This is a genomic window from Polaromonas sp. (assembly GCF_041689105.1).
In the GTDB taxonomy this organism is placed as follows: domain Bacteria; phylum Pseudomonadota; class Gammaproteobacteria; order Burkholderiales; family Burkholderiaceae_C; genus Polaromonas.
In genome coordinates this window covers 1-22,767 of sequence record NZ_JBDNGU010000114.1, presented here as the reverse complement: position 1 = coordinate 22,767, position 22,767 = coordinate 1, and the positions used below count along the sequence as shown (strand labels likewise).

26 protein-coding genes and 1 tRNA gene are annotated in these 22,767 nt (G+C 61.9%); 13 read left to right on the top strand and 14 right to left on the bottom strand.

What is annotated here, in order from left to right; all coding sequences use genetic code 11:
• Window positions 1-101: 101 nt before the first annotated feature.
• The 3 genes from ACESMT_RS12680 to ACESMT_RS12670 all read left to right on the top strand — a co-directional run bounded on the left by ACESMT_RS12680 (window position 102) and on the right by ACESMT_RS12670 (window position 3,818).
• Window positions 102-974 carry a neutral zinc metallopeptidase gene (locus ACESMT_RS12680; protein ID WP_372826959.1) on the top strand — a complete coding sequence of 291 codons (873 nt, stop codon included), beginning with the start codon at window positions 102-104 and terminating at the stop codon, window positions 972-974.
• A gap of 332 nt (window positions 975-1,306) precedes the next feature.
• Window positions 1,307-2,767, top strand: a complete 1,461-nt coding sequence (locus ACESMT_RS12675; protein WP_372826958.1) for a DEAD/DEAH box helicase — start codon at window positions 1,307-1,309, stop codon at window positions 2,765-2,767.
• Between the two features lie 106 nt (window positions 2,768-2,873).
• Window positions 2,874-3,818: a YihY/virulence factor BrkB family protein gene (locus ACESMT_RS12670; protein WP_372826957.1), complete on the top strand. Its 945-nt coding sequence runs from the start codon at window positions 2,874-2,876 to the stop codon at window positions 3,816-3,818.
• A 67-nt stretch (window positions 3,819-3,885) separates the two neighbouring features.
• Here the strand turns inward: ACESMT_RS12670 and ACESMT_RS12665 are convergent, their stop codons facing one another.
• Window positions 3,886-4,746: a symmetrical bis(5'-nucleosyl)-tetraphosphatase gene (locus ACESMT_RS12665; protein WP_372826956.1), complete on the bottom strand. Its 861-nt coding sequence runs from the start codon at window positions 4,744-4,746 to the stop codon at window positions 3,886-3,888.
• Window positions 4,747-4,769: 23 nt separating this feature from the next.
• Between ACESMT_RS12665 and ACESMT_RS12660 the strand changes: the two genes are divergently transcribed.
• The gene (locus tag ACESMT_RS12660; RefSeq protein ID WP_372826955.1) at window positions 4,770-6,116 is read left to right on the top strand and encodes a hemolysin family protein; all 1,347 of its coding nucleotides are present in this window, start codon (window positions 4,770-4,772) and stop codon (window positions 6,114-6,116) included.
• Here ACESMT_RS12660 and ACESMT_RS12655 read toward each other — a convergent pair.
• Window positions 6,113-6,544 (bottom strand): hypothetical protein, encoded by a 432-nt coding sequence (locus tag ACESMT_RS12655; protein ID WP_372826954.1) that lies wholly within the window; start codon window positions 6,542-6,544, stop codon window positions 6,113-6,115. The genes ACESMT_RS12660 and ACESMT_RS12655 overlap by 4 nt on opposite strands.
• On the opposite strand from ACESMT_RS12655, the gene ACESMT_RS12650 reads away from it, so the two are divergent.
• The 6 genes from ACESMT_RS12650 (at window position 6,543) to ACESMT_RS12625 (ending at window position 10,407) form a co-directional block, all read left to right on the top strand.
• On the top strand, window positions 6,543-7,376 hold the full coding sequence (locus ACESMT_RS12650; protein WP_372826953.1) for a hypothetical protein: 834 nt from the start codon (window positions 6,543-6,545) through the stop codon (window positions 7,374-7,376). The genes ACESMT_RS12655 and ACESMT_RS12650 overlap by 2 nt on opposite strands.
• A gap of 60 nt (window positions 7,377-7,436) precedes the next feature.
• The gene (locus ACESMT_RS12645) at window positions 7,437-7,865 is read left to right on the top strand and encodes a helix-turn-helix domain-containing protein (RefSeq protein WP_372826952.1); all 429 of its coding nucleotides are present in this window, start codon (window positions 7,437-7,439) and stop codon (window positions 7,863-7,865) included.
• A gap of 33 nt (window positions 7,866-7,898) precedes the next feature.
• Complete coding sequence (locus tag ACESMT_RS12640; protein ID WP_372826951.1) at window positions 7,899-8,378, top strand: GAF domain-containing protein; 480 nt, start codon at window positions 7,899-7,901, stop codon at window positions 8,376-8,378.
• Window positions 8,379-8,534: 156 nt separating this feature from the next.
• Entirely contained in the window at window positions 8,535-9,542 is a 1,008-nt protein-coding gene (locus ACESMT_RS12635; protein ID WP_372826950.1) for a metal-dependent hydrolase, read from the top strand.
• Between the two features lie 135 nt (window positions 9,543-9,677).
• Window positions 9,678-10,046 (top strand): type II toxin-antitoxin system RelE/ParE family toxin, encoded by a 369-nt coding sequence (locus tag ACESMT_RS12630; protein ID WP_372826949.1) that lies wholly within the window; start codon window positions 9,678-9,680, stop codon window positions 10,044-10,046.
• Window positions 10,036-10,407 (top strand): helix-turn-helix domain-containing protein, encoded by a 372-nt coding sequence (locus ACESMT_RS12625; RefSeq protein ID WP_372826948.1) that lies wholly within the window; start codon window positions 10,036-10,038, stop codon window positions 10,405-10,407. The genes ACESMT_RS12630 and ACESMT_RS12625 overlap by 11 nt, the downstream gene beginning before the upstream one ends.
• Window positions 10,408-10,506: 99 nt before the next feature.
• Here the strand turns inward: ACESMT_RS12625 and ACESMT_RS12620 are convergent, their stop codons facing one another.
• Together ACESMT_RS12620 and ACESMT_RS12615 are read right to left on the bottom strand one after the other, a co-directional pair.
• A complete protein-coding gene (locus ACESMT_RS12620; protein ID WP_372826947.1) occupies window positions 10,507-10,800 on the bottom strand; it encodes an addiction module antidote protein in 294 nt (97 codons plus the stop codon).
• A 1-nt stretch (window position 10,801) separates the two neighbouring features.
• A complete protein-coding gene (locus ACESMT_RS12615; protein ID WP_372826946.1) occupies window positions 10,802-11,098 on the bottom strand; it encodes a type II toxin-antitoxin system RelE/ParE family toxin in 297 nt (98 codons plus the stop codon).
• A 90-nt stretch (window positions 11,099-11,188) separates the two neighbouring features.
• Here ACESMT_RS12615 and ACESMT_RS12610 point away from each other — a divergent pair, with 90 nt between their 5' ends.
• On the top strand, window positions 11,189-11,470 hold the full coding sequence (locus tag ACESMT_RS12610; protein WP_372826945.1) for a BrnA antitoxin family protein: 282 nt from the start codon (window positions 11,189-11,191) through the stop codon (window positions 11,468-11,470).
• Between the two features lie 517 nt (window positions 11,471-11,987).
• Here the strand turns inward: ACESMT_RS12610 and ACESMT_RS12605 are convergent.
• Window positions 11,988-12,167 carry a hypothetical protein gene (locus tag ACESMT_RS12605; protein ID WP_372826944.1) on the bottom strand — a complete coding sequence of 60 codons (180 nt, stop codon included), beginning with the start codon at window positions 12,165-12,167 and terminating at the stop codon, window positions 11,988-11,990.
• 280 nt (window positions 12,168-12,447) lie between these two features.
• Here ACESMT_RS12605 and ACESMT_RS12600 point away from each other — a divergent pair, with 280 nt between their 5' ends.
• Window positions 12,448-12,798: a hypothetical protein gene (locus ACESMT_RS12600; RefSeq protein WP_372826943.1), complete on the top strand. Its 351-nt coding sequence runs from the start codon at window positions 12,448-12,450 to the stop codon at window positions 12,796-12,798.
• A gap of 189 nt (window positions 12,799-12,987) precedes the next feature.
• Here ACESMT_RS12600 and ACESMT_RS12595 read toward each other — a convergent pair.
• From ACESMT_RS12595 to ACESMT_RS12575, 5 genes are all read right to left on the bottom strand, one after another.
• A tRNA-Thr gene (locus tag ACESMT_RS12595) sits at window positions 12,988-13,063 on the bottom strand.
• A 24-nt stretch (window positions 13,064-13,087) separates the two neighbouring features.
• Window positions 13,088-14,107: a class 1 fructose-bisphosphatase gene (locus ACESMT_RS12590; protein WP_372826942.1), complete on the bottom strand. Its 1,020-nt coding sequence runs from the start codon at window positions 14,105-14,107 to the stop codon at window positions 13,088-13,090.
• A gap of 102 nt (window positions 14,108-14,209) precedes the next feature.
• Complete coding sequence (gene pepN, locus ACESMT_RS12585) at window positions 14,210-16,915, bottom strand: aminopeptidase N (RefSeq protein ID WP_372826941.1); 2,706 nt, start codon at window positions 16,913-16,915, stop codon at window positions 14,210-14,212.
• Window positions 16,916-17,008: 93 nt separating this feature from the next.
• A protein-coding gene (gene prfB / locus ACESMT_RS12580; protein ID WP_372826940.1) for a peptide chain release factor 2 occupies window positions 17,009-18,113 on the bottom strand; the annotation gives its coding sequence in 2 pieces (ribosomal slippage) (window positions 17,009-18,031 and window positions 18,033-18,113; 1,104 coding nt in all).
• Between the two features lie 33 nt (window positions 18,114-18,146).
• Window positions 18,147-19,103, bottom strand: coding sequence for a glycerophosphodiester phosphodiesterase (locus ACESMT_RS12575; protein ID WP_372826939.1), 957 nt, complete (start codon window positions 19,101-19,103; stop codon window positions 18,147-18,149).
• Between the two features lie 166 nt (window positions 19,104-19,269).
• Between ACESMT_RS12575 and ACESMT_RS12570 the strand changes: the two genes are divergently transcribed.
• Entirely contained in the window at window positions 19,270-19,650 is a 381-nt protein-coding gene (locus tag ACESMT_RS12570; protein ID WP_372826938.1) for a DOPA 4,5-dioxygenase family protein, read from the top strand.
• A gap of 11 nt (window positions 19,651-19,661) precedes the next feature.
• On the opposite strand, the gene ACESMT_RS12565 is transcribed toward ACESMT_RS12570, so the two are convergent.
• The 4 genes from ACESMT_RS12565 to ACESMT_RS12550 form a co-directional block, all read right to left on the bottom strand.
• Window positions 19,662-20,873 carry an ATP-binding protein gene (locus ACESMT_RS12565; protein WP_372826937.1) on the bottom strand — a complete coding sequence of 404 codons (1,212 nt, stop codon included), beginning with the start codon at window positions 20,871-20,873 and terminating at the stop codon, window positions 19,662-19,664.
• Window positions 20,870-21,478: a chemotaxis protein CheB gene (locus tag ACESMT_RS12560; RefSeq protein WP_372826936.1), complete on the bottom strand. Its 609-nt coding sequence runs from the start codon at window positions 21,476-21,478 to the stop codon at window positions 20,870-20,872. Before ACESMT_RS12560 ends, ACESMT_RS12565 begins: the two co-directional genes overlap by 4 nt.
• Entirely contained in the window at window positions 21,475-22,353 is an 879-nt protein-coding gene (locus ACESMT_RS12555) for a protein-glutamate O-methyltransferase CheR (RefSeq protein WP_372826935.1), read from the bottom strand. Before ACESMT_RS12555 ends, ACESMT_RS12560 begins: the two co-directional genes overlap by 4 nt.
• A gap of 3 nt (window positions 22,354-22,356) precedes the next feature.
• A partial coding sequence (locus tag ACESMT_RS12550; protein WP_372826934.1) for a response regulator occupies window positions 22,357-22,767 on the bottom strand: 411 nt, incomplete at its 5' end.

The following is a 22,767-nucleotide window of genomic DNA, read 5'->3' as shown; positions in this document are numbered from 1 at the left end:
ATGAACAGACCTTTTGCGGCACGAATTGTTCCCGCCGGCCCAAGTAAAGTAGCCTGCCGCGCACTGTGGCCAGGCAATCCCCCTCTTTTGAAAGCCGCAGCATGAAATGGGAAGGCAACCGCCAGTCCGACAACGTTGAAGACCGCCGCAGCAGCGGAGGTTTTGGCGGCGGCGGCCTGCTCGGCGGGCGCAGCATAGGCATAGGCGCCATCGTGGTCGCGCTGGTGGGTGGCTGGATGTTCGGCATCAACCCGATGACCATCCTGAGCCTGCTCAGCGGCGGCTCGCCTGCGCAGGTGCAGCAGGGGCCGGCCCAGCGCCCGCCGGCCGACGACCGCATGGCCAGTTTTGTATCCACCGTGTTGGCCGATACCGAAGATGTCTGGAAAGACCTGTTCGCCAAAGGCGGCGGCACTTACCAGGAGCCGCGGCTGGTGCTGTTTCGGGGCGCCACACAAACCGCCTGCGGCCAGGGCCAGGCGGCGATGGGGCCGTTTTATTGCCCGGCCGACCAGAAGGTCTACATCGACCTCGGCTTTTACGAAACCCTGCAGAAAAAGTTGGGAGCGCCTGGTGACTTTGCCCAGGCTTATGTGATTTCGCATGAAGTCGGCCACCATGTGCAGAACCTGCTGGGCATCAGCGGCAAGATGGACCAGATGCGAGGCCGGGTGAGCAAAGTCGAGTACAACGGTCTGAGTGTCAAGCTGGAGCTGCAGGCCGACTGTTTTGCCGGCGTCTGGGCCCACCATGCCCAGCGCGCCCGCGCCATCCTGGAGCAGGGCGATGTCGAGGAAGCCATGAACGCAGCGGCAAAAATTGGCGACGACGCGCTGCAACAGGCTGGCGGCGGCCGGGTGGTTCCCGAGAGCTTTACCCATGGCACCAGCGCGCAGCGCGCACGCTGGTTCAACAATGGCCTGCAGCAGGGCAGCGTCAAGGCCTGCGACACCTTCAGCGCCAGGAATTTATAGAGAATCGGGCCCCAGCCCTTGTCCAGCGGTCGAAAGTAGCTATTAAATAAGTAGCAAATCAGGGTTGGCCGCCAGCAGCGCCGGGCCGCTCAGGGCGCGGCGCGGGGTGTTATCTGGCCAGCGTGGGCTCATTTCGCTCAAAGTGCGACAATACAGGGCTGAGGAAGCTCTGCACAAGCCCTGCGGTCCACGACCGCGATCAGGCGGTCTGCGGCGTTACCTTTCTTGCCGATGGCTCAGCTGTTGGCTGCAAATGCGCCCCGGCCGCCCATCCCGGACCGCGCGCCAATCCGCTACTTTCAACTGCAAGAGCAAGCTGGGCTTTTTTCCTTATGACTTCTTCTTTTTCCAATCTTTCGCTGGCAGAACCGCTGGCCCGCGCCGTCGCCGAAATGGGCTACGAAACCATGACGCCTATTCAGGAGCAGGCCATCCCGGTCGTGCTGCAAGGCAAGGACGTGATGGGTGCGGCGCAAACCGGCACTGGCAAGACCGCCGCTTTCGCCTTGCCGCTGCTGCAGCGCATGATGAAACATGACAATGCGTCGACCTCGCCGGCGCGCCACCCGGTGCGCGCGCTGGTGCTGTTGCCGACCCGCGAACTCGCGGTGCAGGTGGCCGAACAGGTCAAGCTCTACGCCAAATACACCAATCTGCGCAGCATGGTGGTGTTCGGCGGCATGGACATGAAGCCGCAGACGCTGGAGCTCAAGAAGGGGGTTGAAGTGCTGGTCGCCACGCCAGGCCGCCTGCTGGACCACATTGAAGGCAAAAATACCGTGCTCAACCAGGTTGAGTATGTGGTGCTTGACGAGGCCGACCGCATGCTGGACATCGGTTTTCTGCCTGACCTGCAGCGCATCCTGAGCTACCTGCCCAAGCAGCGCATCACCTTGCTGTTCTCGGCCACCTTCTCGCCCGAGATCAAGCGCCTGGCGTCCAGCTACCTGCAGGACCCGGTGACGATTGAGGTGGCGCACTCCAACGCCACCGCCTCCACGGTCGAACAGCATTTCTACAGCGTCAGCGCCGACGACAAGCGCCGGGCGCTGCACCAGATCCTCAAGGCCCGCGGCATCAAGCAGGCCTTTGTGTTTGTCAACAGCAAGCTCGGCTGCGCCCGGCTGGCCCGCTCTCTGGAGCGCGAAGGCCTGAAAACTACCGCGCTGCACGGCGACAAGAGCCAGGACGAACGCCTGAAAGCGCTGGACGCTTTCAAAAAGGGCGACGTCGACCTGCTGGTCTGCACCGACGTCGCCGCGCGCGGCCTGGACATCAAGGATGTGCCGGCGGTGTTTAACTTCGACGTGCCTTTCAACGCCGAAGACTATGTACACCGCATCGGTCGCACCGGCCGCGCCGGTGCCTCCGGCCTGGCGGTGAGTTTTGCCGCCAGCAGCGACCAGCGCCTGGTCGTCGACATTGAAAAACTCATCAAGACCAAGATCGAGCTTGAGCCGATGGAGTTCGAGGAAGACCAGCCGCGCATCAAGGAGCAGGGCCGTATCAACGACGGCCGCCGCATGTACCGCGAGACCGGCGAGCAGGTGCCCCGCGAAGCCGATTCTTCGGCCCCGCGCGAACGGCGCGAACCGCGAGAGCGCCGCGACTACGCGCCGCGCCAGAGCGCCCCGCGCGATCCTTTCTTCGACAAGCCCTATGAATCGACGCTTCCGTCTGAAGCCCAGCCGGCTTGGGAAGAAGCTGCCAAAAGCACGTCCTCCCGCAGCAGCGTGTCGGCCAACATCAAGCCCAAGAAAAAAGTCGCTGCGCTGTTCAAGACCAGTGCCTGACCGGGTCCGGCGGCGGCAGCCCTGCGGCAGCCGGTCAGTCGGGGCCTACTTTTTTCCGCGTGCGCGTCCGATGGCCTGGCAGAGCCCTCGTGGTTAAGCTTGTGCCATGAATTTTTCATATGCTGGCCTGCGCGAGGCCTACCAACACTCTTCGGTTCCGAAGCTGCTGCGTCCGATACAGCGCGCCGTTGCGCTATGGCTGGACGCCGACGGCCTGCGCATGAGCGCGGCGATGTCTTTCTACGGCATCCTGAGCCTGGCGCCGCTGCTGGTGCTGCTGGTTGCGGGGCTGGGCTGGTGGCTGGACCGCAGCTATATCGAAGCCAGCCTGGTCCAGGAGATAGGCGGCGTGATTGGCGCGCAGGGCGCGCAGATGATCAAGCAGGCGCTGGCCAGTGCGCAAAGGCCCTCGGATGGCCTGCTGGCCTCGGGTATTGCATTTGTCCTGCTGCTGTCCGGCGCCACCGGGGTATTTGCCGAACTTCAGGACGCGTTCGAGCGCCTCTGGCGGCACGACACTGGCGTACCCGCCCAACAAAAGTGGTGGTACAGCGCCTCGCTGCGCCTGCGCGGCATCGCCTACATCCTGGTCTTCGGCTTCCTGCTCCTGGTCTCGCTGGCGATCTCTGCCGTGCTGAGTTTTCTGACCAGCTGGGCCGGCAGTTACATGCCCCTGGAGCGCATCGCGGTGGCCGTGAACGAGCTGGTGTCCATGGGTTTTTCTGCGGCTTTGTTTGTGGCCCTGATGCGCATGAGCGCGGGACCCAAACCTGCGCTGCGTTACCTGGTCATGGGCGGCATTGCCGGCGGCATTTTGTTTGCGTTGGGCAAGTACCTGATGGCGCTCTACCTGTCCACGGCTGCGGTGGTGTCGGCCTACGGCGCTGCGGGCTCGCTCGTGGTTCTGCTGATGTGGATCTATTTTTCGTCTGCGGTGTTGCTGTTGTCGGCCAGCGTAGCGCGCAGCCTGTCTGACGAGGCTGCGATCCACACCGCCCAACGGGCGGACCGGGTGGACCGGGTGGAGCCCACGTCGCAGCCAATTCTTTGACGCTACTGAATTTATAGCTACTCACGTCCAGCCAGCAAGGGCTGGACATCGAAAATGCTTGTAAATTTCAGGATTTTTTGCCTGGCGTCTGCGATGCTTCGCACGGCACGCCGATCAACTCGAAGGCACCGGGCGTGTCCCCCAGCCTGGCCGCCGTCAGGGAGCCACCCCAGACGCAGCCAGTGTCCAGTGGCAGGGTATTGCCCAGCAGTCCCCCGCCTGCCGCAGCCGTGTCAGCGCCCAGCGTGGACCAGTGGCCAAAGGCCACCGGCAGGGCTGCTGTCCTGCGGCCGGGCACCTCGAACCACGGCAGGTAGCCCGGTGGCGCGGTCTGGGCGCCACCATTGGTGGCAAACTCCATCACGCCGTCGGCGGTGCAAAAACGCATGCGCGTCAGCGCATTGACGATCACGCGCATCCGCGGTGCACCTGCCAGCGTGTCGTCCCAGCGATCCGGCATGTTGCCGTACATGCCCTGCAGAAACCCGGGCAGGTCCGGCCCGCGCAGCGCCTGTTCGACCTCAGCAGCCAGCACCATGGTCTGTGCCGCGTCCCACTGCGGCAACACGCCCGCATGCACCATCAGCCAGCCGTGCGCAAGCATGGCCATGTGGCGGTGTCGCAGCCAGTCCAGCAAGGCCGCGCTGTCCGGCGCGTCCAGCACCTGCTGCACGGTGTCGCCGCGGTGCGGTTTGCGCAGACCGTGGCGAATTCCCAGCAAATTCAGGTCATGGTTGCCCAGCAGGCACTGGGCTGCGTCGCCCAGCTCGTGCAGACTGCGCAACACCGCCAGCGAGTCTGGCCCCCGGTTGACCAGATCGCCAAGCACATACAGCGTGTCGCGGCTCGCAGAGAAATCGAGCTTGCGCAGCAGGCGAAGCAGCGGCTCATGGCAACCTTGCAGGTCGCCGATCATGTAAAGTGCCATGTGTTCATTCTGCCTGCGGATTCATGGATTTCATCCTCATTGCGTTTCTGACGCTGCTCAACGGCGTCTTTGCCATGTCGGAGCTGGCGCTAGCCTCCAGCCGCAAGGCCAGGCTCAATGCCATGTCGGAGTCCGGTGACAAGGGCGCGCAGGCGGCGTTGACGCTGCTGGAGAACCCCACGCAGTTTCTGTCGTCGGTGCAGGTCGGCATCACCTCCATCGGCATGCTTAACGGCATCATCGGCGAAGCGGCTTTCAGCGGCGACCTGGCGGCATGGATGCAGAGCTTTGGCGCGCCACCGCGCGCCGCCGAAATTTCGGCGACCGCGCTGGTGGTGACCATCATCACCTTCATCACCATCGTGTTTGGCGAACTGGTGCCCAAACGCATCGGCCAGCTCTACCCCGAAACCGTCTCGCGTCTGGTCTCGCGCCCGATGATGTGGGTGGCCACGGGCGCCAAGCCTTTTGTGCGCCTGCTGTCCTTCAGCACCCACGCCGTGCTCAAGCTGCTGCGGGTCGACACCGCCGGGAACCGTACCGTGACCGACGAAGAGATCGCTGCCAGCCTTGAGGAAGGGCGGGACGCCGGGCTGATCGAGGAGCACGAGCATCAAATGGTGCAAAACGTTTTTCTGCTCGACGACCGGCTGCTGACTTCGCTGATGCTGCCGCGCTCGGACATTGAGTGGATCGACGCCAGTGACACCGTGGCCCAGGCGATTGCCAAGGCCGGCGCGACCGGGCATTCCTGGTACCCGGTATGCCGCGGCGGCCTGGACGACGTCGTGGGTGTGGTCAACGTGGCCAAGCTGCTGGCGCTGCGCGGGCAGATCCAGCCGGCAGGGGAGGGCACAGGCGTCGCGCCCACCATGGACGACCGCATCGCGACCTATGCGGTACCGGCCGTGTTTGTACCAGAAACCCTGACCGGCATGGAGTTGCTGGGGCAGTTTCGCAAGCAGTCCACGCGCATCGTTTTTGTTGTTGATGAATACGGTGTGGTGCAGGGCCTGATGACACCGATGGACATGCTTGAAGCCATCACCGGCGAGTTGCACCCCGACGCCCAGGTGGACGCCTGGGCCATGCAACGCGGCGACGGGAGCTGGCTGATTGACGGCGTCATGCCGGTATCCGAACTGAAAGCCCGGCTCGATATCCGGGAGCTGCCCGAAGAGGACAAGGGCCGCTACAACACGGTGGCCGGCTTGCTGCAGAGCGTGTCAGGGCGGCTGCTCGCCGTGGGCGAAAAGGTGGAGGCTTCGGGTTGGGTGTTCGAGGTGTTGGACCTTGACGGCAAACGCATCGACAAGGTGCTTGTCACTCTGGCCAGCCTGGCCGGCAACACCGCAGGGCCGAAAGTTTAGGGCCGGGTTGCAGCGGGCCGCACTGCCGGCGCCAATGTGATCAGCACCTCATTGCCGCCAAAATTGCCGCCCTGCATCTGCACCGTGGCCATGCGGTCGGCCTTGGTGAAGGTCAGCAGGCTCAGCTTTGAAAATGAGCTCGAAGTCAGCGTCCAGCTGGCGCCTGGCAGACTGTCGCTAAACCAGGCAAACACCGACTGTGGTTCGCCCGCCACGCTCAGGCTCAGCCGCCCCATCCAGGTGCTGCCCGAACCCATGACCAGCGTGTCCTGCTGTTTGATGATCGCGTCCTGCGGCAGCGGTACGTCGCCCTTCTGCGCTGCGCAGCCTGTGGCGGCCTGCGGGCGACCTGCGGCGACGTTGTATCCTGTTTGCAGTGTTGTGCACCAGCCTATCCCGCCGACCTCTGTTTCCCGAGGAGCGACCATGCCCCGCATCCGCCGATTTGTCCTGGCCTTCTTCATGCTCGCCGCGGTGGCTTGCTCGTGGCTGGCGCCGCTGGATGCGCCTGCCATGCAGCAGGTGGACGCCGGCCTGAAACGCGCGCTGGTCAGCTTTGCCTCGGCGCGGGCGCTCAACGCCGTGATCTCCGTGGCGCAGGGCACCGAGCTGTCGGTGCAGCCGCTGGGCGTAGGTGTCACGCTCACGCCCGGGCAGTTGCTCGACCCGGTCAACGACCTGGTAGAAAAATTTGCCACGCTGATGCTGGCCGCCAGTGTGGCCTTTGGCGTGCAGAAGGCGCTGATCACCATGGGCGGCTACTGGCTTCTGTCGCTGGCGCTGACGACGGTGGCGCTGGGATGGATAGGCCTGCATTTACGGCAACAGGTCGCACCGGCCTGGCTGTCGCGGGCTCTGGTGGTGTTGCTGATGCTGCGTTTTGCGATTCCCGTGGTGACCCTGGGCACCGACGTGCTGTGGCAGAAATTTCTTGCCCCGGACTACCAGGCCAGCCAGCAACTGATCGATATCTCGTCGGCGCAGGCGGCCCGGCTTGCCCCGCCTGCCGTGCCAGAAAATCAGGGTGTGCTCGACAAGATGAAAGGCTGGCTTGCGGAAAACGCTGATGTGAAGGCCCGCTTTGAGAGCCTGAAACAGGCCGCCGAGCAGGCCACTGAACACATCATTCGCCTGATCGTCATCTTCCTGTTGCAAACTTTGGTGATTCCGCTGTTGCTGCTCTGGGGCTTGTACGGCGTCGCCAGAGGCGTGTTTGAGCGCGCTGGGCGCGAGCGGAGGGATACCCCTAGATTGCCGTAAAGGGGTGAGGTCAACAAGCGGCTTAAGATGTAGGCTTCTTTTATTCTGGAAACAAGGCCCATGCCCAACATTGCAAGTGTTTTAAAAGAAGAGATTGCCCGTGTCGCCCGCAAGGAAGTGCGCGCCGATACGCAGCCCCTCAAAAAATCCTCGGCGAGCCATCGTTCGGATATCGCTGCCCTGAAGCGCCGTATTGCGACCCTTGAGCAGATGGTCAAACGCCTTGGCAGGGCTGCTGGAAAAAAGCTGCCGCAGGCCGAAGTCGGGATGCCTGCCGGCACCTTTCGTTTCAGCGCCAGCGGGTTGCTGGCGCAAAGAAAGCGACTGGGTTTGTCAGCGGCCGAAGCGGGTAAATTGCTCGGCGTGTCCGACCAGTCTGTCTACAAATGGGAGAACGGAAAAACCCGCCCGCGCGCCAGCCAGTTTGCCTTGATTGCCGCACTTAGAAATATGAGCAAAAAGGACGCTGCTGCCCAGTTGGCTGCCTGATGTCCGCTACAGCTTTGTCTGCTCCTTGAGATCATGCGTAACAACCCGGAACGTCTGCAAGCACTCAAAAGCCTCGCGCTCCTGGACACCGCCTCTGAGGTGGTCTATGACGACCTGACCCGCACCCTGGCCAAGGCTTTCGACGTTCCCATCTCCATGGTGAACCTGCTGGACGCCGACCGCGACTGGTTCAAGGCCTGTATCGGTGTGTCTCTGGCGGAGTCGCCGGCCGAGACCTCGTTTTGTGAAATATTTTTCCATTGTGACGACGACCTGCTCGTCATCCCGGACACCACCGCCGACCCGTACTTTTCGACGCATCCGATGGTGGTGGGCGCGCCCTTTATCCGGTTCTACGCTTCCGCGCGGCTGGCCTTCGACGGGCACACCGTGGGGACGCTGTGCATTTATGACACCAGGCCGAAAGACGTTTCGCCCGAGCAGGTGGAAACGCTCAGGATCATGCGCATGGCGGCCATGGAGACACTGGCGAAGCGCACGCGGTCTGCCTGAGCGGCCTCTTCGGGGGTATGGGCTGCTCATGTTTTGATAGCTGACTTTCCTTGTGTACCAAGGGGAAGAAGCCGTTTTTCTTCATGACGTTGCGTCAAAACCCTGGAAATGCCCCCGCAGGCACGCGCGTGCAGGCCCTGCGTTAAGCTGCGCGCCATGGATTCACTGACTCAAATCGCACTCGGATCGGCCGTCGGCGTGGCTGTCATGGGCCGGCGCACCGCGCTATGGAAATCCGCGCTGTGGGGCGCTGTGGGCGGCACCCTGCCAGACCTGGACGCCTTCATTGACCAAGGCAACGCGGTGCTCAACATGACGCTGCACCGCGCCGAAAGCCATGCCCTGTTCTACCTCACGTTGGCCGCACCGCCACTGGCCTGGATCGTCTCGCGCCTGCATCGCGAGGCGGCGCTGTTCAAACGCTGGTGGCTTGCGATCTGGCTGGTGCTCGTCACGCACCCGCTGCTCGACGCGATGACGGTGTACGGCACGCAACTACTGCTGCCTTTTACGAATCACCCCTACGGCGTTGGCAGTGTCTTCATCATCGACCCGCTGTACACCGTGCCGCTGATCGTCGGTGTGGTGGCAGCACTGCGGCTCAAAAATACGCGTGGCCTGCGCTGGAACGCCGCCGGCCTGGTGTTCAGCACGCTTTACCTGGCCTGGAGCGTGGTGGCGCAGCAGCAGGCCACGCAGGTGGCGCGCAGCTCGCTACAGGCCGAAGGCATTGCCGCCACCCAGCTGCTGGTCACGGCTGGGCCGTTCAACACCCTGCTCTGGCGCCTGGTGGCCATGACACCAACGCACTACCTTGAAGGCCACTACTCGCTGCTCGATGCGTCACCGCGCATCATCTGGACAGCGTACGAGCGCGGTGCGGCGCTGGTCACGCAGCATGCGCAGGAGCCCTACGCCGCGCGCATCGCCGCCTTCAGCCACGGCTTTTTCCGCCTGCGGGAAGCAGATGGCCACCTGTTCGTCACCGACCTGCGCATGGGTCAGGAGCCGGCCTACACCTTCAACTTTGACCTGGGCACGGCAGCAACTCGCGCCGCGCCAGACTATGTGCCGCTGCTCAAGAGCGTGCGCCCGGACCTGGCGACAGCGCTGCCCTGGCTGTGGCGAAGGATGTGGGGCGACCCGGCTCCGCCGCCGGGCTGAGCTTCGTTGCTATTGTATTGATAGCTTCTTGCGCCCGTCTGGTAGGGGCTGAAGGCTTATTTTCGCTTTCGCTACTCCGGTTGAGTGGGAGATCAAAATAGCGCCAGATGATATCTAATTGGGTATAATTGAGTCATGCCTGTCCAACGCCACGAAAAGCCTTTGCACTGGGTCGGCTCGGCCAAAAAAGACCTGTTGGCGCTGCCGGACTCGGTGATTGACGACTTCGGCTATGCCTTGGGTGCGGTGCAACTGGGGGCGATGCCGCCCCAGGCCAAGCACTGGAAGGGCGAAGGTTTTGGCGTGCTGGAGTTGGTGGATAAGCATATGGGTGATACTTTTCGCGCGGTATACACGGTGCGTTTTGCCAGAGCGGTGTACGTTCTGCATTGCTTCCAGAAGAAATCGAGCAGTGGTATTCGCACTGCACAGACCGATAGTGACCTGATTCACGAGCGACTCAAAGTCGCCCAACAACATTACAAGGACCACCATGAAAGCTAAAACCAAACTGCCTGGGGGCGAGGCCGTTAACGCTGTTGAAGTGGGCTCGGGCAATGTGTTTACCGACCTGGGTTTGCCCGATCCCGACGACCGCCGCCTGCGTGTGCAACTTGCCAAGCGCCTGAATGATTTGCTGGAGCTCGAAGGCATGACGCAGGCTGCCGCTGCCAAACGCCTGGGCATCTCGCAGCCTCATGTGTCAGAGCTGAAGAACTACAAGCTGGGCCGTTTTTCCAGCGAGCGGCTGCTCCACTTCATCACCCTGATGGATAGGGACGTCGAAATTTTCATCCGCCCGCGTGCGGCCGCGCGGCCTGCCGGTTCAGTGGTGGGGGCAGTCACCGTCTGGGAGGCGGCCTGACCGTGATCGCTAATGCGCCCAAGCCGGTCGGCGCAGCGCTTCTCAAGCGCGGCCAAGGGCTGTGGCCCGATTTCTCTCACAAAGTCAATGGCAGGGTCGTTAAGCGGTGGCCGGAACTTTGGCGGTCAGCTCAATGCCCAGCGCTTTCATGACCGCCAATGTTGTCTTCAGGGTAGGGTTGCCGTTTTCGCTGAAAGAGCGGTAAAGCTGCTCGCGGGAAAGGCCGGTTTGTCCTGCAATTTGGGCCATGCCTTTGGCGCGGGCGACGACCCCCAGGGCGTGCGCGATGTAGCTGGCATCGTTGGTCTGAAACGCTTCCGCCATGAAGATCGCAATCGCTTCGTCAGAAGCCAGATCCTCGGCAGGGTCGTAGGTTGTCAGTTTCTCAGCCATTTCATTCACTCCATTCTTCAGCCAAGCGTTTTGCGGTCTTGATGTCCTTTGCTTGCGTGCTCTTGTTGCCGCCGCACAGCAGCACAATGATCGTGTTCCCCTTCTTGCGGAAGTAAATCCGGTATCCAGGGCCATGATGGATACGTAATTCGCTGACGCCCTGGCCCACAGGTTGCGCATCGCCCGCAAGTCCGAACGCGAGACGGTCCAGGCGGGACGCGATCAAGGCACGCACCCGTTCGTCCTTGAGCCCTGTTCGCCACTTCCTGAATGTCTCTGTTTGTTTTAACTCGATCACCGGGATAGATTGTAGTTTGTAGACTACTTAACGTCAATCATTTCCGCATCATCGGCCAGGGAACAGCCGATACACGCGAGGTGAGACGTTATGCCGAAACTTAAAAACCGGAACCATTCTCCCCACCCCTGCCGAGGACGCCGCCATCACGGCCCCGCCCTTGCAGACCCCGACGCCATTCCCTTCACGGATGCCGAATGGCTGGAAGTCAAACCGCTGGTGCGTCGTAGCCGCCCGCTGGGCAGCGGTAGCAAGACCCAGGTCACCCTGCGCCCGGACGTGGAGGTGGTGGAGAAATTCAGGGCATCGGGTGATGGCTGGCAAACCCGCATCAACGCGGCGCTGAATAGCTGGGTGCGGATGCACGCATGAAATACCGTAAAGCTGCAGCGCGCCTGCGGCGCTGCGGCTCGGCGCGCTGGGGTTGACGGTGGTGGCCGAGGCGGCTTGTCTGTTTCTGTAGGGCTGGGCGCGGCCTGGTCGCGCTACTTTATTGATAGCTGCTTGCGGCCGTCACATAAAGGTCGAAGGCTGATCTTTCTCATAAGATCAGTGGTGAAACGTTCCCAAGCTTTCTTGGTTGTCAGCCGAGCCGTAGGTGCATTCACGCGACTTCATAGCGAGAAGGCAATCCAAAGCATAGACGAAACTAATGTTGCGACCTCTGCTAAAGCCCACAGCGATTGCGCAACCATGTTTGATGCAAAACTTTGTATTGGTATAGAGAGTCCAGCTCCATTTTTTTGAGCAGCGCGTTAAATTTCCAGCGAACAACGATGGGAAAAACACTGAACGTTTTGTGCAAAACTCTCATCCTGTTTATGTGGGTCTGCAGCAGAAGCGCGCGGGCCTTTGCGGCATCGACTATTGGCCTAATTCGATTCCAATGCTATTGTTTTGTGTTTTCCATGCCATTTACATATGGGTCAATTGCTTCACTGGCTGCAACTAACGTCCATCTGAACTTCAAAGCTGCGCCGCATAGAAAAGAAACCGCAAGAAAAGCCATGGCAGCGCGGAAATTACCTGGATCAATCAACTCGAGTATCTTGTCGAGGTTGGCAACCATAAGCACAGTACGCAAACCGGGGGGAAATGGTTACTTTTTTCCCAATTGCATCAATGGCTTACCGTCAAAAACGATTCGTTGCCCGACAGACACACCCAGCCCCACGCTGGGTTTTATTTTTGGCCGGTGCTGATGGCATTCGAGTAACGCTCCGATAGATAGGCCCCTGGCTGTCGCAGCAACCCATTGATAGCGCGCGTAAGTCAGATACTCGGCACAAGGACTTTCTGATAATATTGGCGCCCAAAAAGAGAAATTTGTTTCAACCAAAGGGGATTAAATGAGGGTTTCTATAAGTGGATTTTTAGCGTCGGCAGTTTTGCTAACTGCTGCTGGGTGCGCAACGAGACCGGAAAGTATTTCCGCTTCTTTTGTTTCCCACGAAAAATATATGGGCCAAACGTGCCCACAACTCACGGACAGCATGGCAGATGCTAGGGCTAAGTTATCCGAGTATTCAAAGTTGCAGGACAGCAAGGCCAACGTTGATGCTGCTACTGTCTTCTTCGTCTTGATACCTGCTAGTAAGTTATCGGGCGACCATGCAGGTGATGTAGCCAAGTACAAGGGTCAGGTCGAAGCAATCGAAACAGCACAAATTAGAAGTAATTGCAGAAAGCTTGCTGGCTAACGCACATGCCTTTGACAAGGCATCAAGAAAAAAGAGCCCGCCGAGTGCGGGTTTTCTTTTTGCTGATTTTGGGGCCGGATTGGTACAAAACGATGTACCGCAGTCTGTAAATAGTCTGTAAGAGCCCGAAAAGTCGCCAAACAAAAAGGGCTCGCTACTAACTTAATAGCAGCAAACCCTTATATCTATTGGTGCCGGAGAGATGAATCGAACACCCGACCTTCTCATTACGAATGAGCTGCTCTACCGACTGAGCTACACCGGCTTGTACCTTGAATACAGCTTGCGATTATAGCTTGGCCGATTTCCCGGTGTGGTAGCCCGTCACGCGCTCCACCTCGTTTTTCGAGCCCAGGATCACACTCACGCGTTCGTGCAGCTTGCCGGGCTGGATGTCGAGAATGCGCTGCTTGCCGTTGGTGGCGGCGCCACCGGCCTGCTCGATCAGCCAGCTCATGGGGTTGGCTTCATACATCAGGCGCAGCTTGCCAGCTTTCTCTGGCTCCCGTTTGTCCCAGGGGTACATAAAGATGCCGCCACGGCACAAAATGCGGTGCACATCGGCCACCATGGCGGCAATCCAGCGCATGTTGAAGTCCTTGCCGCGCGGGCCGTCCTTGCCGGCCAGCAATTCGTCCACGTAACGCTTGACGGGCTCGTCCCAGTGCCGCATGTTGCTCATGTTGATGGCGAACTCCTGCGTGTCTTCCGGAATTTTGACGTGCTCCTCGATCAGCACAAACGATCCCTGTTCGCGGTCCAGCGTGAACATGGCCACACCGTCGCCCACCGTCAGCACCAGCGTGGTCTGCGGGCCGTAGATGCAGTAGCCGGCTGCCACCTGTTTGCTGCCGGCCTGCAGAAAATCGGCCTCGCCCACACCGCGGTCGCCTTCGGGCATTTTCAGCACGCTGAAGATGGTGCCAATGCTGACGTTGATGTCGATGTTGCTGGAGCCGTCGAGCGGGTCGAACAGCAACAGGTATTCACCTTGCGGGTAACGGTTGGGCACCACATAGATGTCTTCCATTTCCTCGCTGGCCATGCCGGCCAGGTGGCCGCCCCATTCGTTGGCCTCGATCAGCACCTCGTTGGCGATGATGTCCAGCTTCTTCTGGATCTCGCCCTGCACGTTTTCGCTGCCGGCGCTGCCCATCACGCTGCCGAGCGCGCCCTTGTTGACGGCATGGCTGATGCTTTTGCAGGCGCGGGCGACAACTTCAAGCAAGAGGCGCAACTGGCCCGGAATGTGGCCGTCGCTGCGCTGCTGCTCGACCAGGTAACGGGTCAGTGAAACTTTGGAACTCATGAATAAAACTCCTGGGTTGTCATCCCGGACTCGATCCGGGATCCACGATTTCTCTAGTTTGCCGGCATGGATTGCGGATCAGGTCCGCAATGACATGCATGGTCAGTCCGCCAGCGCGCGCGTGACTACCTCGTGCGTGTCCTTGCTCAGATCCGCCTTTGCGGCCACACGGGCAATCGCCTCGCGGGCGGCGCTGCGGTAGGGCTCAGCCAGCTTGCTCCAGCGGTCCAGCGCACGCGCCAGGCGGGCGGCGACCTGCGGGTTGATCGTATCAAGCTCGATCACGCGCTCACTCCAGAACACATACCCGGAGGCGTCAGCGCGGTGAAAGCCCGCCGGGTTGCCCTGGCAGAAAGTGCTGACCACACTGCGTGCGCGGTTGGGGTTGCGCAGGCTGAAGTCGGCGTGCTCCATGAGCTGCTTGATGGCGGGAAGAATATTGCCGCCGCGGTCCGGCGCACTGGCTTGCAGGCTGAACCACTTGTCGATGACCAGCGCCTCGTCCTTGAACATGGCGTGGAAGCGGGACAGGGCTTCAGCGGCCAGTGGGTGGCCGCTGGACACCAATGCCGCCAGTGCGTTGAAGCGGTCGGTCATGTTGCCGGCGTCCTTGAAGCGCTGGTAAGTTTTGCCAGGCCAGACGGCGTCGCCGCTGGCGACGGCGGCCAGGCACAGGTGCGTGAGCGCCATGCCGGCCAGCGCGCGTCGGCCGGAGGACAGCGGGTCGGGCGTGTAGGCGCCGTTGTCCTGATGGGCTTCGTAGGCCAGCGCCCAGTCGCCTGTCAGTGCGGTGGCCAGCTGCGCACGCATGGCTTCACGTACCGCGTGGATGCGCTGCGGGTCGACCACGTCAAGCTGCTCGGCGATGTAGGTCTCACCCGGCAGCGTCAGCACCAGCTCCTTGAAAGCGGCGTCCAGGGTTGGGTCGCGCAGCACACTGCGCATGGCCTCGATATAAGCGTCATTCAGGGGTTCAGCCCCCGGTGAATCAGCGCCGCCAGCTATGGATTTGATAGCGCTGCGCACTGCCAGCCGCTGGCCGGCCTCCCAGCGGTTGAAGGGGTCGGCATCAAAGGCCAGCAGCTGCAGCAGCTGCGCGTCGCTGTAGTCAAACGCCAGCACCACCGGCGCGCTGAAACCGCGCAGGATGGACGGCACAGGTTCGGCATCGACGTTGATGAAGGTCAGCGTTTCGCTGGCCTCGGTCAGCACAAAGGTGCGGGGTGCGGCCACCGGGGCGGCTTCGCCCTCCAGTTGCAGCGGCAGGTCGGCGCCGTTGGTGCCCAGCAGACCCAGGCCGACCGGGATGACAAACGGTTGCTTGGCCGGCTGCCCGGCGGTAGGCGTGCAGCTTTGCGACAGCGTGAGGGTGTAGCTGCGCGCGGCGGCGTCATACACACCCGTGCCGTGTACGCGCGGCGTACCGGCCTGGCTGTACCAGCGCTTGAACTGCGGCAGCAGGCGCGCCAGATCGGACGTCGGGTTGGCGTCGGCAATCGCCTGCGCAAAGTCGTCGCAGGTCACCGCCTGGCCGTCGTGCCGCTCGAAGTAGAGCGTCATGCCTTTGGCGAAACCGTCCCGGCCGGACTGTCCGGCCCCTTCGCTAGCGAGCGTCTGCATCATGCGCACGACCTCGGCGCCTTTTTCGTAAATCGTGACGGTGTAGAAGTTGCTGATCTCGATGTAGCTGTCAGGGCGCACTGGGTGCGACATCGGGCCGGCGTCTTCAGGAAACTGGGCGGTACGCAGCACCCGCACGTCTTCGATGCGCTTGACGGCGCGGGCCGAGGGGTCCTCGCACAGGTCCTGTGAAAACTCCTGGTCGCGAAAGACAGTCAGGCCCTCTTTCAGGCTCAGCTGGAACCAGTCGCGGCAGGTGATGCGGTTGCCGGTCCAGTTGTGAAAATACTCATGCCCCACCACACTTTCGATGTTCGAGTAATCGGTGTCGGTCGCTGTGGCCTGACTCGCCAGTACGTACTTGGTGTTGAAGATGTTCAGGCCCTTGTTTTCCATCGCGCCCATGTTGAAGTCGCTGGTCGCGACGATCATGAAACGCTCCAGGTCCAGGCTCAGGCCAAAGCGGGCCTCGTCCCAAGCCACCGAATGCATCAGCGAGTTCATCGCGTGTTCGGTTTTGTCCAGGTCCCCCGGTCGCACATAGACCTGTAGCGTGTGGTCTTTGCCGGCGCGGGAGGTGATGCGCTGCTCGCGTGCAACCAGCTGCCCGGCCACCAGGGCAAACAGGTAGGCGGGTTTTTTGTGCGGGTCCACCCATTTGGCGAAGTGGCGGCCATCGTCCAGCGGGCCTTGATCGACCAGGTTGCCGTTGGACAGCAGCACCGGGTAGGCGGCTTTGTCGGCGCGCAGCGTCACCGTGAAGCTGGCCATCACGTCAGGGCGGTCCAGGAAGTAGGTGATGCGCCTGAAGCCTTCGGCCTCGCACTGGGTGAAGAAAGAGTTGTTGCTGACGTACAGGCCCATCAGCTTGGTGTTTTTGGCGGGCGCGCAGGTGGTGAAGATTTCCAGATCAAACACCTCAGGCAGGTTGTCCAGCACCAGCTTGTCGCCCTCCATGCGGAAGGACGCGCCCTGGCCATTCACCAACACGCGGGCCAGATTCAATTCTTCGCCGTCAAGCTTGAGCGGCTGCGCAGGCACGTCGGGATTGCGCCGCAGTGTCATTTTGTTGAGCACGCGCGTTTTGGCCGGGTCCAGGTCAAAACACAGATCGACCGTGTCAATCCAGTAAGCAGGGGCCAGATAGTCGGCACGGTGTGTGGCCGTGGCTTGTCCTTCACGCAGCATGGCGGGTTCCTAAGGTTGAGTGGGCTTCGCACCACAGCTTGTAGCCGGTGATGCATGGATGGCGGGTCGAGCCCGCAACGACAGCAATGACATTCATACGCCCTGCTTCAATGATGCTTCGATGAACTGATCGAGGTCACCGTCGAGCACCTTCTGCGTGGCCGAGGTCTCGTAGTTGGTGCGTAAATCCTTGATGCGGCTGTTGTCCAGCACGTAGCTTCGGATCTGGTGGCCCCAGCCCACATCGGTCTTGGTGTCCTCCAGCTTCTGCTGGGCTTCCTGTTGCTTCCTCAGCTCGAAGTCGTAAAGGCGCGAGCGCAGGCGCTTCCACGCCACGTCGCGGTTGCTGTGCTGGCTGCGGCCGTCCTGGCACTGCACCACGATGCCGGTCGGGAGGTGCGTCAGGCGTACGGCCGAGTCGGTCTTGTTGATGTGCTGGCCACCGGCGCCGCTGGCGCGGTAGGTGTCGGTCCGCACGTCGGACGGGTTGATGTCGATCTCGATGGAGTCGTCGATCTCGGGGTAGACAAACACCGAGGCAAACGAGGTGTGGCGCCCGCCCGACGAGTCAAACGGCGACTTGCGCACCAGCCGGTGTACGCCGGTTTCGGTGCGCAGCAGGCCGAAAGCGTATTCGCCCTCGATCTTGATGGTTGCGCCCTTGATGCCCGCGGTGTCGCCCGCAGTTTCGTCTTCAATCGTGGTCTTGAAACCCTTGCGCTCGGCGTATTTGAGGTACTGGCGCAGCAGCATGCTGGCCCAGTCGCAGGCTTCGGTGCCGCCGGCGCCAGCCTGGATGTCGAGAAAGGCGTTGAGCGGGTCGGCCGGGTTGCTGAACATCCGGCGGAACTCCATCTTCTCGACCTCGGTGGCAACCGTGGCGGCTTCACCTTCAATCGAGGCCATGCCAGCTTCATCGCTTTCGGCCTTGGACATCTCGAACAGCTCGGTGTTGTCGGCCAGCTCACCGGTCAGGCGGTCGATGACATGGACCACGTCTTCGAGCGATTTTTTTTCTCTGCCGAGTTCCTGGGCGCGTTTGGGGTTGTCCCAGACTTTAGGGTCTTCCAGCGCGGCGTTGACTTCGTTCAGTTTTCGTTCTTTGGCAGGGTAGTCAAAGATACCCCCTGAGCTCGTTGACCCGGTTGCTCAGGTCGGCGAGCTGGTTGGCGATGGTGTTGATGCGTTCTGCTTCCATGGGGAAAATCCTGTGTGGTCTGGGGTCAATCGGCTATTTTCTCATGCCCGGGTCGCCCTGGTTCTTCAGAGGGGCAGGCAGGGCCATCTGGCGCTGCTGCATGACTTCGCGCAGCCGGTCCGGGTAGTCGGTGATCACGCCGTCCACCCCCCAGCCGATCAGGCGCTCCATGTCGCTCGCCTGGTTGATGGTCCAGGGAATGACTTTCAGGCCCAGCGCCTGGGCCTGCTGCACCAGCGCCTGCGTCACCGCGCCGCCGTTGGGCGACCAGACCGCACCACCTGCGGCCTTGACCATGGCTGGCACGCTGGCGTGTTCGGCGATTTTGAAGCCGGCCGTCCAGGCGCCGCTGGTGATGTTGTTGCTGCTGGCGCTTTGCACGGACAGATACACCGTGGGCACGGCGGGTGCCAGTCGCTGCACGATCTGCAGCGTGCGCCAGTCAAAACTCTGGATGCTGATGCGCGTCAGCATGCCGGCGTCGCGCACGACCTGAAGCAACGCCGCGGTCATGGCCTCCGGGCTGGCGGTGTCACCGGGCATTTCGGGGTGCAGCTTGGTCTCGATGTTGAAGCGCACCTGGCCGGCGCCCAGCAGCTTGACACGGTCGAACAGCGCGGCCAGTGTCGGGATGTGGGTCCCATCCACCGGCTGCTGGTTGCTGAAGGTCGAGGCGTAAGGCGTGCCGGGCTGGATGCGCCCCACGTCATAGGCCTGCAACTGCGCCAGGCTCAAGGACCGGATCAACGGCCCCTTGCTGCCCGCCAACCACTGGCCGGCAGCATCGCGGGTGATCAACGGGTTCAGGTAGGGGTCGTGCGCCACCACCACCACACCGTCGGCGCTCAGGCCGATGTCCAGCTCCAGCGTGGTGACGCCCAGGGCCAGCGCGCGTTCAAAGGCGGGCAGGGTGTTTTCGGGCGTCAGCCCGCGCGCGCCGCGGTGGCCCTGCAGGTCGAAGGCGGCAGCTGGCAGGGCGACAAACGGCATCAACGCCACAATGACAAGCCAAATCGGCCTCCAGCCCTTATGCAACGGGCGCAGACAGCTATCAAAAACGGAGTGACGGGCGTGGTCTGTGGCGACAGGAGAGCGGCGATGGCAGAGGGGCATCGCGCCATTTTGCCCTTGACTGGGCAAGCGCCACAATGGCGGCATGCGCAATTCTTCTTCCTCTTCTTCTACGGTGGCTGGCCGTTACCCGGTCAATGCGCACGACCGTTACCACGCCCATGTGTATTTCGACGCCGACACCCTCGCGCAGGCGCGCGCGGTGGTGGCTGAGGCGGGCGAGCGTTTCGGCCTGCAGCCAGGCAGGGTGCACGAAAAACTGGTGGGCCCGCACCCGCAGTGGAGCTGCCAGCTGGCTTTCGGACGGGAGCAGTTCGACGCGTTGATGTCCTGGCTGGAGGCACACCGCAACGGCCTGGACGTGTTGGTGCACGGCCTCAGCGGGGACGACCTGGCCGACCACACCACCCACGCTTACTGGCTGGGTCGGGCTTGGCCCCTGAACCTGGCGATGTTTGGCGGCTGAGCCGACCGTCCTCAGGCGACAGTTGCGTTCGCCGGCGGCTGCAGAGGCAGCCAGACGGTGAACACCGAGCCTTCGCCAAGTTTACTTTCCACGCGGATGGTCCCGCCGTGGGCTTCCACCAGCTGGCGCGTGATGTACAGGCCCAGCCCGAGGCCGCCGGTGGCGTCGCCCTGGTCGGTGGCGGCGCGCTCAAACTGGCCGAATACACGTTGCTGGTCTTCTTCCGATATGCCACGACCCTGGTCGCGCACGTCGATTTGCACGCCGTCGGGCACGGCTGTCATGCGCACGTCCACCGGTTTGCCGTTGCCGTAACGAAGTGCATTGGTCAGCAGGTTGATGACGACCTGCTCGATGCGAAACTCGTCCCACAACCCGGTGAAGAGTTCGCTGGCATGCAGTGTGATGCTGCTGCCGGCGGCTGCAGCCTGGTGGGACAGGGTGCCCACCACCCGGGCCAGCAGTGCCGACAGCTCGACCTCGCCGGTGCGGATGGACAGCCGGTTGCTGTGTATGCGCGCCACGTCCATCATGTCGTCGATCAGTCGCATCATGGCTTCGATCTGCCGCTTGTCGCGCGCCACCATGGCCTGCAGGTAGGTGGCATCGAAAATATCCTCACGCCCCCGGTCGAGCTGCATTTTGCGCAGCTGCGCGTCGAGAAACAGTGTGTTGAGCGGTGTGCGCAGTTCATGCGCGACCATGGACATGAAATCATCACGCATGCAAATGGCTTCCTGCAGCTCCCGCTGGGTTGCCTGCAATTTTTGCAGCAGCACTTCCTGCTCCTGGCGGCTTTGTTCCAGGGCCTGGACCTGGCGGCGCGTTTCACTGCGCTGGTCATGCAGCTCCACAAACACATTGACCTTGCTTTTGACGGCCTCCATGTCGAGCGGTTTGTACAAAAAATCCACCGCGCCGGTTTCGTAACCCTTGAAAGCGTAGTTCGATTCCTTGCCGGCGGCGGTGACGAACACGATGGGGATGTGACGGGTTTTTTCGGTGCCGCGCATCAGCTCGGCCAGCTCGAAGCCGTTCATGCCCGGCATCTGCACATCCAGGATGGCGAGCGCGAACTCGTGCTCCAGCAGCAGGTCCAGCGCATCTTCGCCGCGCGAGGCGTGGACAATGTTGCGGCCGTCCTCGCGAATCAGGGCGTTCAAGGCCAGCAGGTTTTCCGGCAGGTCATCGACGATCAGGATGTTGGCGGTGTGGTCGTTCATGGTGCGGGCTTGTCCAGTGTATGGAGCAGGCTGCGAATGCCGTCCAGCGGGAGAATGAAGTCGGGATGCATGTCGCGGATCGCCGCCTGCGGCATGGTGGCTGCCTCGGCTTCGGCCGGGTCCTGCACCACCGTCAGGCCGCCTTGCTGCCTGATGTGGCCCATCCCGGCGGTGCCATCCGCGCTGGCGCCAGTAAGCAGTATGCCTGCCAGCCCCGTGCCGTAGGCATCGGCTGCAGACGCCATCAGCACGTCGATCGAAGGACGCGAGTAATTCACAGGCGCTTCGCAGCTCAGGGAAAAAGTCCGGTCCATTTCCACCGACAGGTGGTAATCCGGCCCGGCGAAATACAGCGTGCCAGGCGCAATCGGCTGCTTGTCGGCCGCCTCGCGCACGTCTATCGGCAAGCGGTGCTGGAAGATCGTGGTGAGCAGGCTGTCCTGGCCTTCCGGCAAGTGCAGCACGGCGATGATGGGCAGGCGAAAACCGGACGGCAGGCCGGACAGCACCGCCAGCAGGGCATGCACGCCGCCAGCCGAAGCGCCTATGGCCACCGCTTCGATGACTTGCCTGCCGGTCGCTTGGTTCCCTGGCATCAGCTTCATGCCCGCTGAATTTTCCGGAACAGGCGCATCGGCTTGTTCAGGACTTCAAAATGCCGGGTGTAGCCGGAAAATTCAATGCTTTCCTTGCTGCCCAGGCCGAGGAAACCACGGTGGCTCAAGGAGTCATGAAACAGGCCCAGCGCGCGGTCCTGCAGTGGCCGGTTGAAATAGATCAACACGTTGCGGCACAGCACCAGCTGGGTCTCGGAAAACACACTGTCGGTGGCCAGGCTGTGATCGGCAAAAGTGACGTTCTCGCGCAGTGACTGGTCAAACACCGCAGCCTGATAAGCGGCGATGTAGTAGTCGGAAAATGCCCGTTTGCCGCCGGCCTTCTGGTAGTTGATGGTGTGGTTCTGAATGCTGGTCAGGGGAAAAATCCCCTGCCGGGCCTTGTCCAGCGATTGCGGGTTGATGTCGGTCGCATAAATCAGCGAGCGCTCCAGCAGGCCTTCCTCGCGCAGCAGGATAGCCAGCGAGTACACCTCTTCGCCGGTGCTGCAGCCGGCAATCCAGATCTTCAGCGAGGCATAGGTTTGCAGAACCGGCACAACCTGCTGGCGCAATGCCAGAAAAAACGCCGGGTCGCGAAACATCTCGCTGACGGGGATGGTCAGGTACTGCAGCAACTGGGTGAACAGGGTTGCGTCTTTAAGCACAGCAGCCTGCAGCGCCGGGACCGTGGGGCACGCAAAGTCCGCCAGGGCCTGCAGGATGCGGCGCTTCTGCGAGGCGCCCGAGTAGTCGCGAAAGTCGTAGCTGTACTTGAGGTAAATCGCCTCCATGAGCGCGCGCAGATCGGTCTCGCTGACGCTGGCCTTTGCATGGGGGGGTACGCTCTGAGGCAGCCCCGGGGCGCCGACTTTTTTAGACATGGTTCAGACGCGTTCCAGGCCGGGCATCCAGACGCGGAGCAGCGAGAACAGGCGGTCCAGGTCAATCGGCTTGGCCAGGTAGTCGTTGCTGCCGGCCTGCAGGCACTGCTCCTGGTCGTCCTTCATGGCTTTGGCGGTGACGGCGATGATGGGCAGCTTGGCAAAGCGCGGGTTCTGGCGGATGCGGCGCGTGGCCTCCAGTCCGTCCATGCCCGGCATCATGATGTCCATCAGCACCAGATCGATGTCCGGCACCTCGTCGAGCTTGCTGATGGCTTCAAAACCGTTGCGGCCAATCTCGACCAGCAGGCCGCGTTGCTCCAGCGCACTGGTCAGCGCAAAAATGTTGCGCACGTCATCATCGACCAGCAGGACCTTGCGGCCTTCAAAGGCCTTGTCCCGGCTGCGCGCGGC

What these genes read in the sequence shown, in the direction of transcription:
- ACESMT_RS12620 (WP_372826947.1), bottom strand. Translation starts at nt 10,800, where the DNA reads ATGGCTGAGAAACTGACAACCTACGACCCTGCCGAGGATCTGGCTTCT.
- ACESMT_RS12605 (WP_372826944.1), bottom strand. Translation starts at nt 12,167, where the DNA reads ATGGTTGCCAACCTCGACAAGATACTCGAGTTGATTGATCCAGGTAAT.
- ACESMT_RS12610 (WP_372826945.1), top strand. Translation starts at nt 11,189, where the DNA reads ATGCCGAAACTTAAAAACCGGAACCATTCTCCCCACCCCTGCCGAGGA.
- ACESMT_RS12590 (WP_372826942.1), bottom strand. Translation starts at nt 14,107, where the DNA reads ATGAGTTCCAAAGTTTCACTGACCCGTTACCTGGTCGAGCAGCAGCGC.
- ACESMT_RS12635 (WP_372826950.1), top strand. Translation starts at nt 8,535, where the DNA reads ATGGATTCACTGACTCAAATCGCACTCGGATCGGCCGTCGGCGTGGCT.
- ACESMT_RS12625 (WP_372826948.1), top strand. Translation starts at nt 10,036, where the DNA reads ATGAAAGCTAAAACCAAACTGCCTGGGGGCGAGGCCGTTAACGCTGTT.
- ACESMT_RS12665 (WP_372826956.1), bottom strand. Translation starts at nt 4,746, where the DNA reads ATGGCACTTTACATGATCGGCGACCTGCAAGGTTGCCATGAGCCGCTG.
- ACESMT_RS12570 (WP_372826938.1), top strand. Translation starts at nt 19,270, where the DNA reads ATGCGCAATTCTTCTTCCTCTTCTTCTACGGTGGCTGGCCGTTACCCG.
- ACESMT_RS12565 (WP_372826937.1), bottom strand. Translation starts at nt 20,873, where the DNA reads ATGAACGACCACACCGCCAACATCCTGATCGTCGATGACCTGCCGGAA.
- ACESMT_RS12640 (WP_372826951.1), top strand. Translation starts at nt 7,899, where the DNA reads ATGCGTAACAACCCGGAACGTCTGCAAGCACTCAAAAGCCTCGCGCTC.
- ACESMT_RS12670 (WP_372826957.1), top strand. Translation starts at nt 2,874, where the DNA reads ATGAATTTTTCATATGCTGGCCTGCGCGAGGCCTACCAACACTCTTCG.
- ACESMT_RS12555 (WP_372826935.1), bottom strand. Translation starts at nt 22,353, where the DNA reads ATGTCTAAAAAAGTCGGCGCCCCGGGGCTGCCTCAGAGCGTACCCCCC.
- ACESMT_RS12655 (WP_372826954.1), bottom strand. Translation starts at nt 6,544, where the DNA reads ATGGTCGCTCCTCGGGAAACAGAGGTCGGCGGGATAGGCTGGTGCACA.
- ACESMT_RS12645 (WP_372826952.1), top strand. Translation starts at nt 7,437, where the DNA reads ATGCCCAACATTGCAAGTGTTTTAAAAGAAGAGATTGCCCGTGTCGCC.
- ACESMT_RS12660 (WP_372826955.1), top strand. Translation starts at nt 4,770, where the DNA reads ATGGATTTCATCCTCATTGCGTTTCTGACGCTGCTCAACGGCGTCTTT.
- ACESMT_RS12675 (WP_372826958.1), top strand. Translation starts at nt 1,307, where the DNA reads ATGACTTCTTCTTTTTCCAATCTTTCGCTGGCAGAACCGCTGGCCCGC.
- ACESMT_RS12600 (WP_372826943.1), top strand. Translation starts at nt 12,448, where the DNA reads ATGAGGGTTTCTATAAGTGGATTTTTAGCGTCGGCAGTTTTGCTAACT.
- ACESMT_RS12650 (WP_372826953.1), top strand. Translation starts at nt 6,543, where the DNA reads ATGCCCCGCATCCGCCGATTTGTCCTGGCCTTCTTCATGCTCGCCGCG.
- pepN (WP_372826941.1), bottom strand. Translation starts at nt 16,915, where the DNA reads ATGCTGCGTGAAGGACAAGCCACGGCCACACACCGTGCCGACTATCTG.
- ACESMT_RS12575 (WP_372826939.1), bottom strand. Translation starts at nt 19,103, where the DNA reads ATGCCGTTTGTCGCCCTGCCAGCTGCCGCCTTCGACCTGCAGGGCCAC.
- ACESMT_RS12630 (WP_372826949.1), top strand. Translation starts at nt 9,678, where the DNA reads ATGCCTGTCCAACGCCACGAAAAGCCTTTGCACTGGGTCGGCTCGGCC.
- ACESMT_RS12560 (WP_372826936.1), bottom strand. Translation starts at nt 21,478, where the DNA reads ATGAAGCTGATGCCAGGGAACCAAGCGACCGGCAGGCAAGTCATCGAA.
- ACESMT_RS12680 (WP_372826959.1), top strand. Translation starts at nt 102, where the DNA reads ATGAAATGGGAAGGCAACCGCCAGTCCGACAACGTTGAAGACCGCCGC.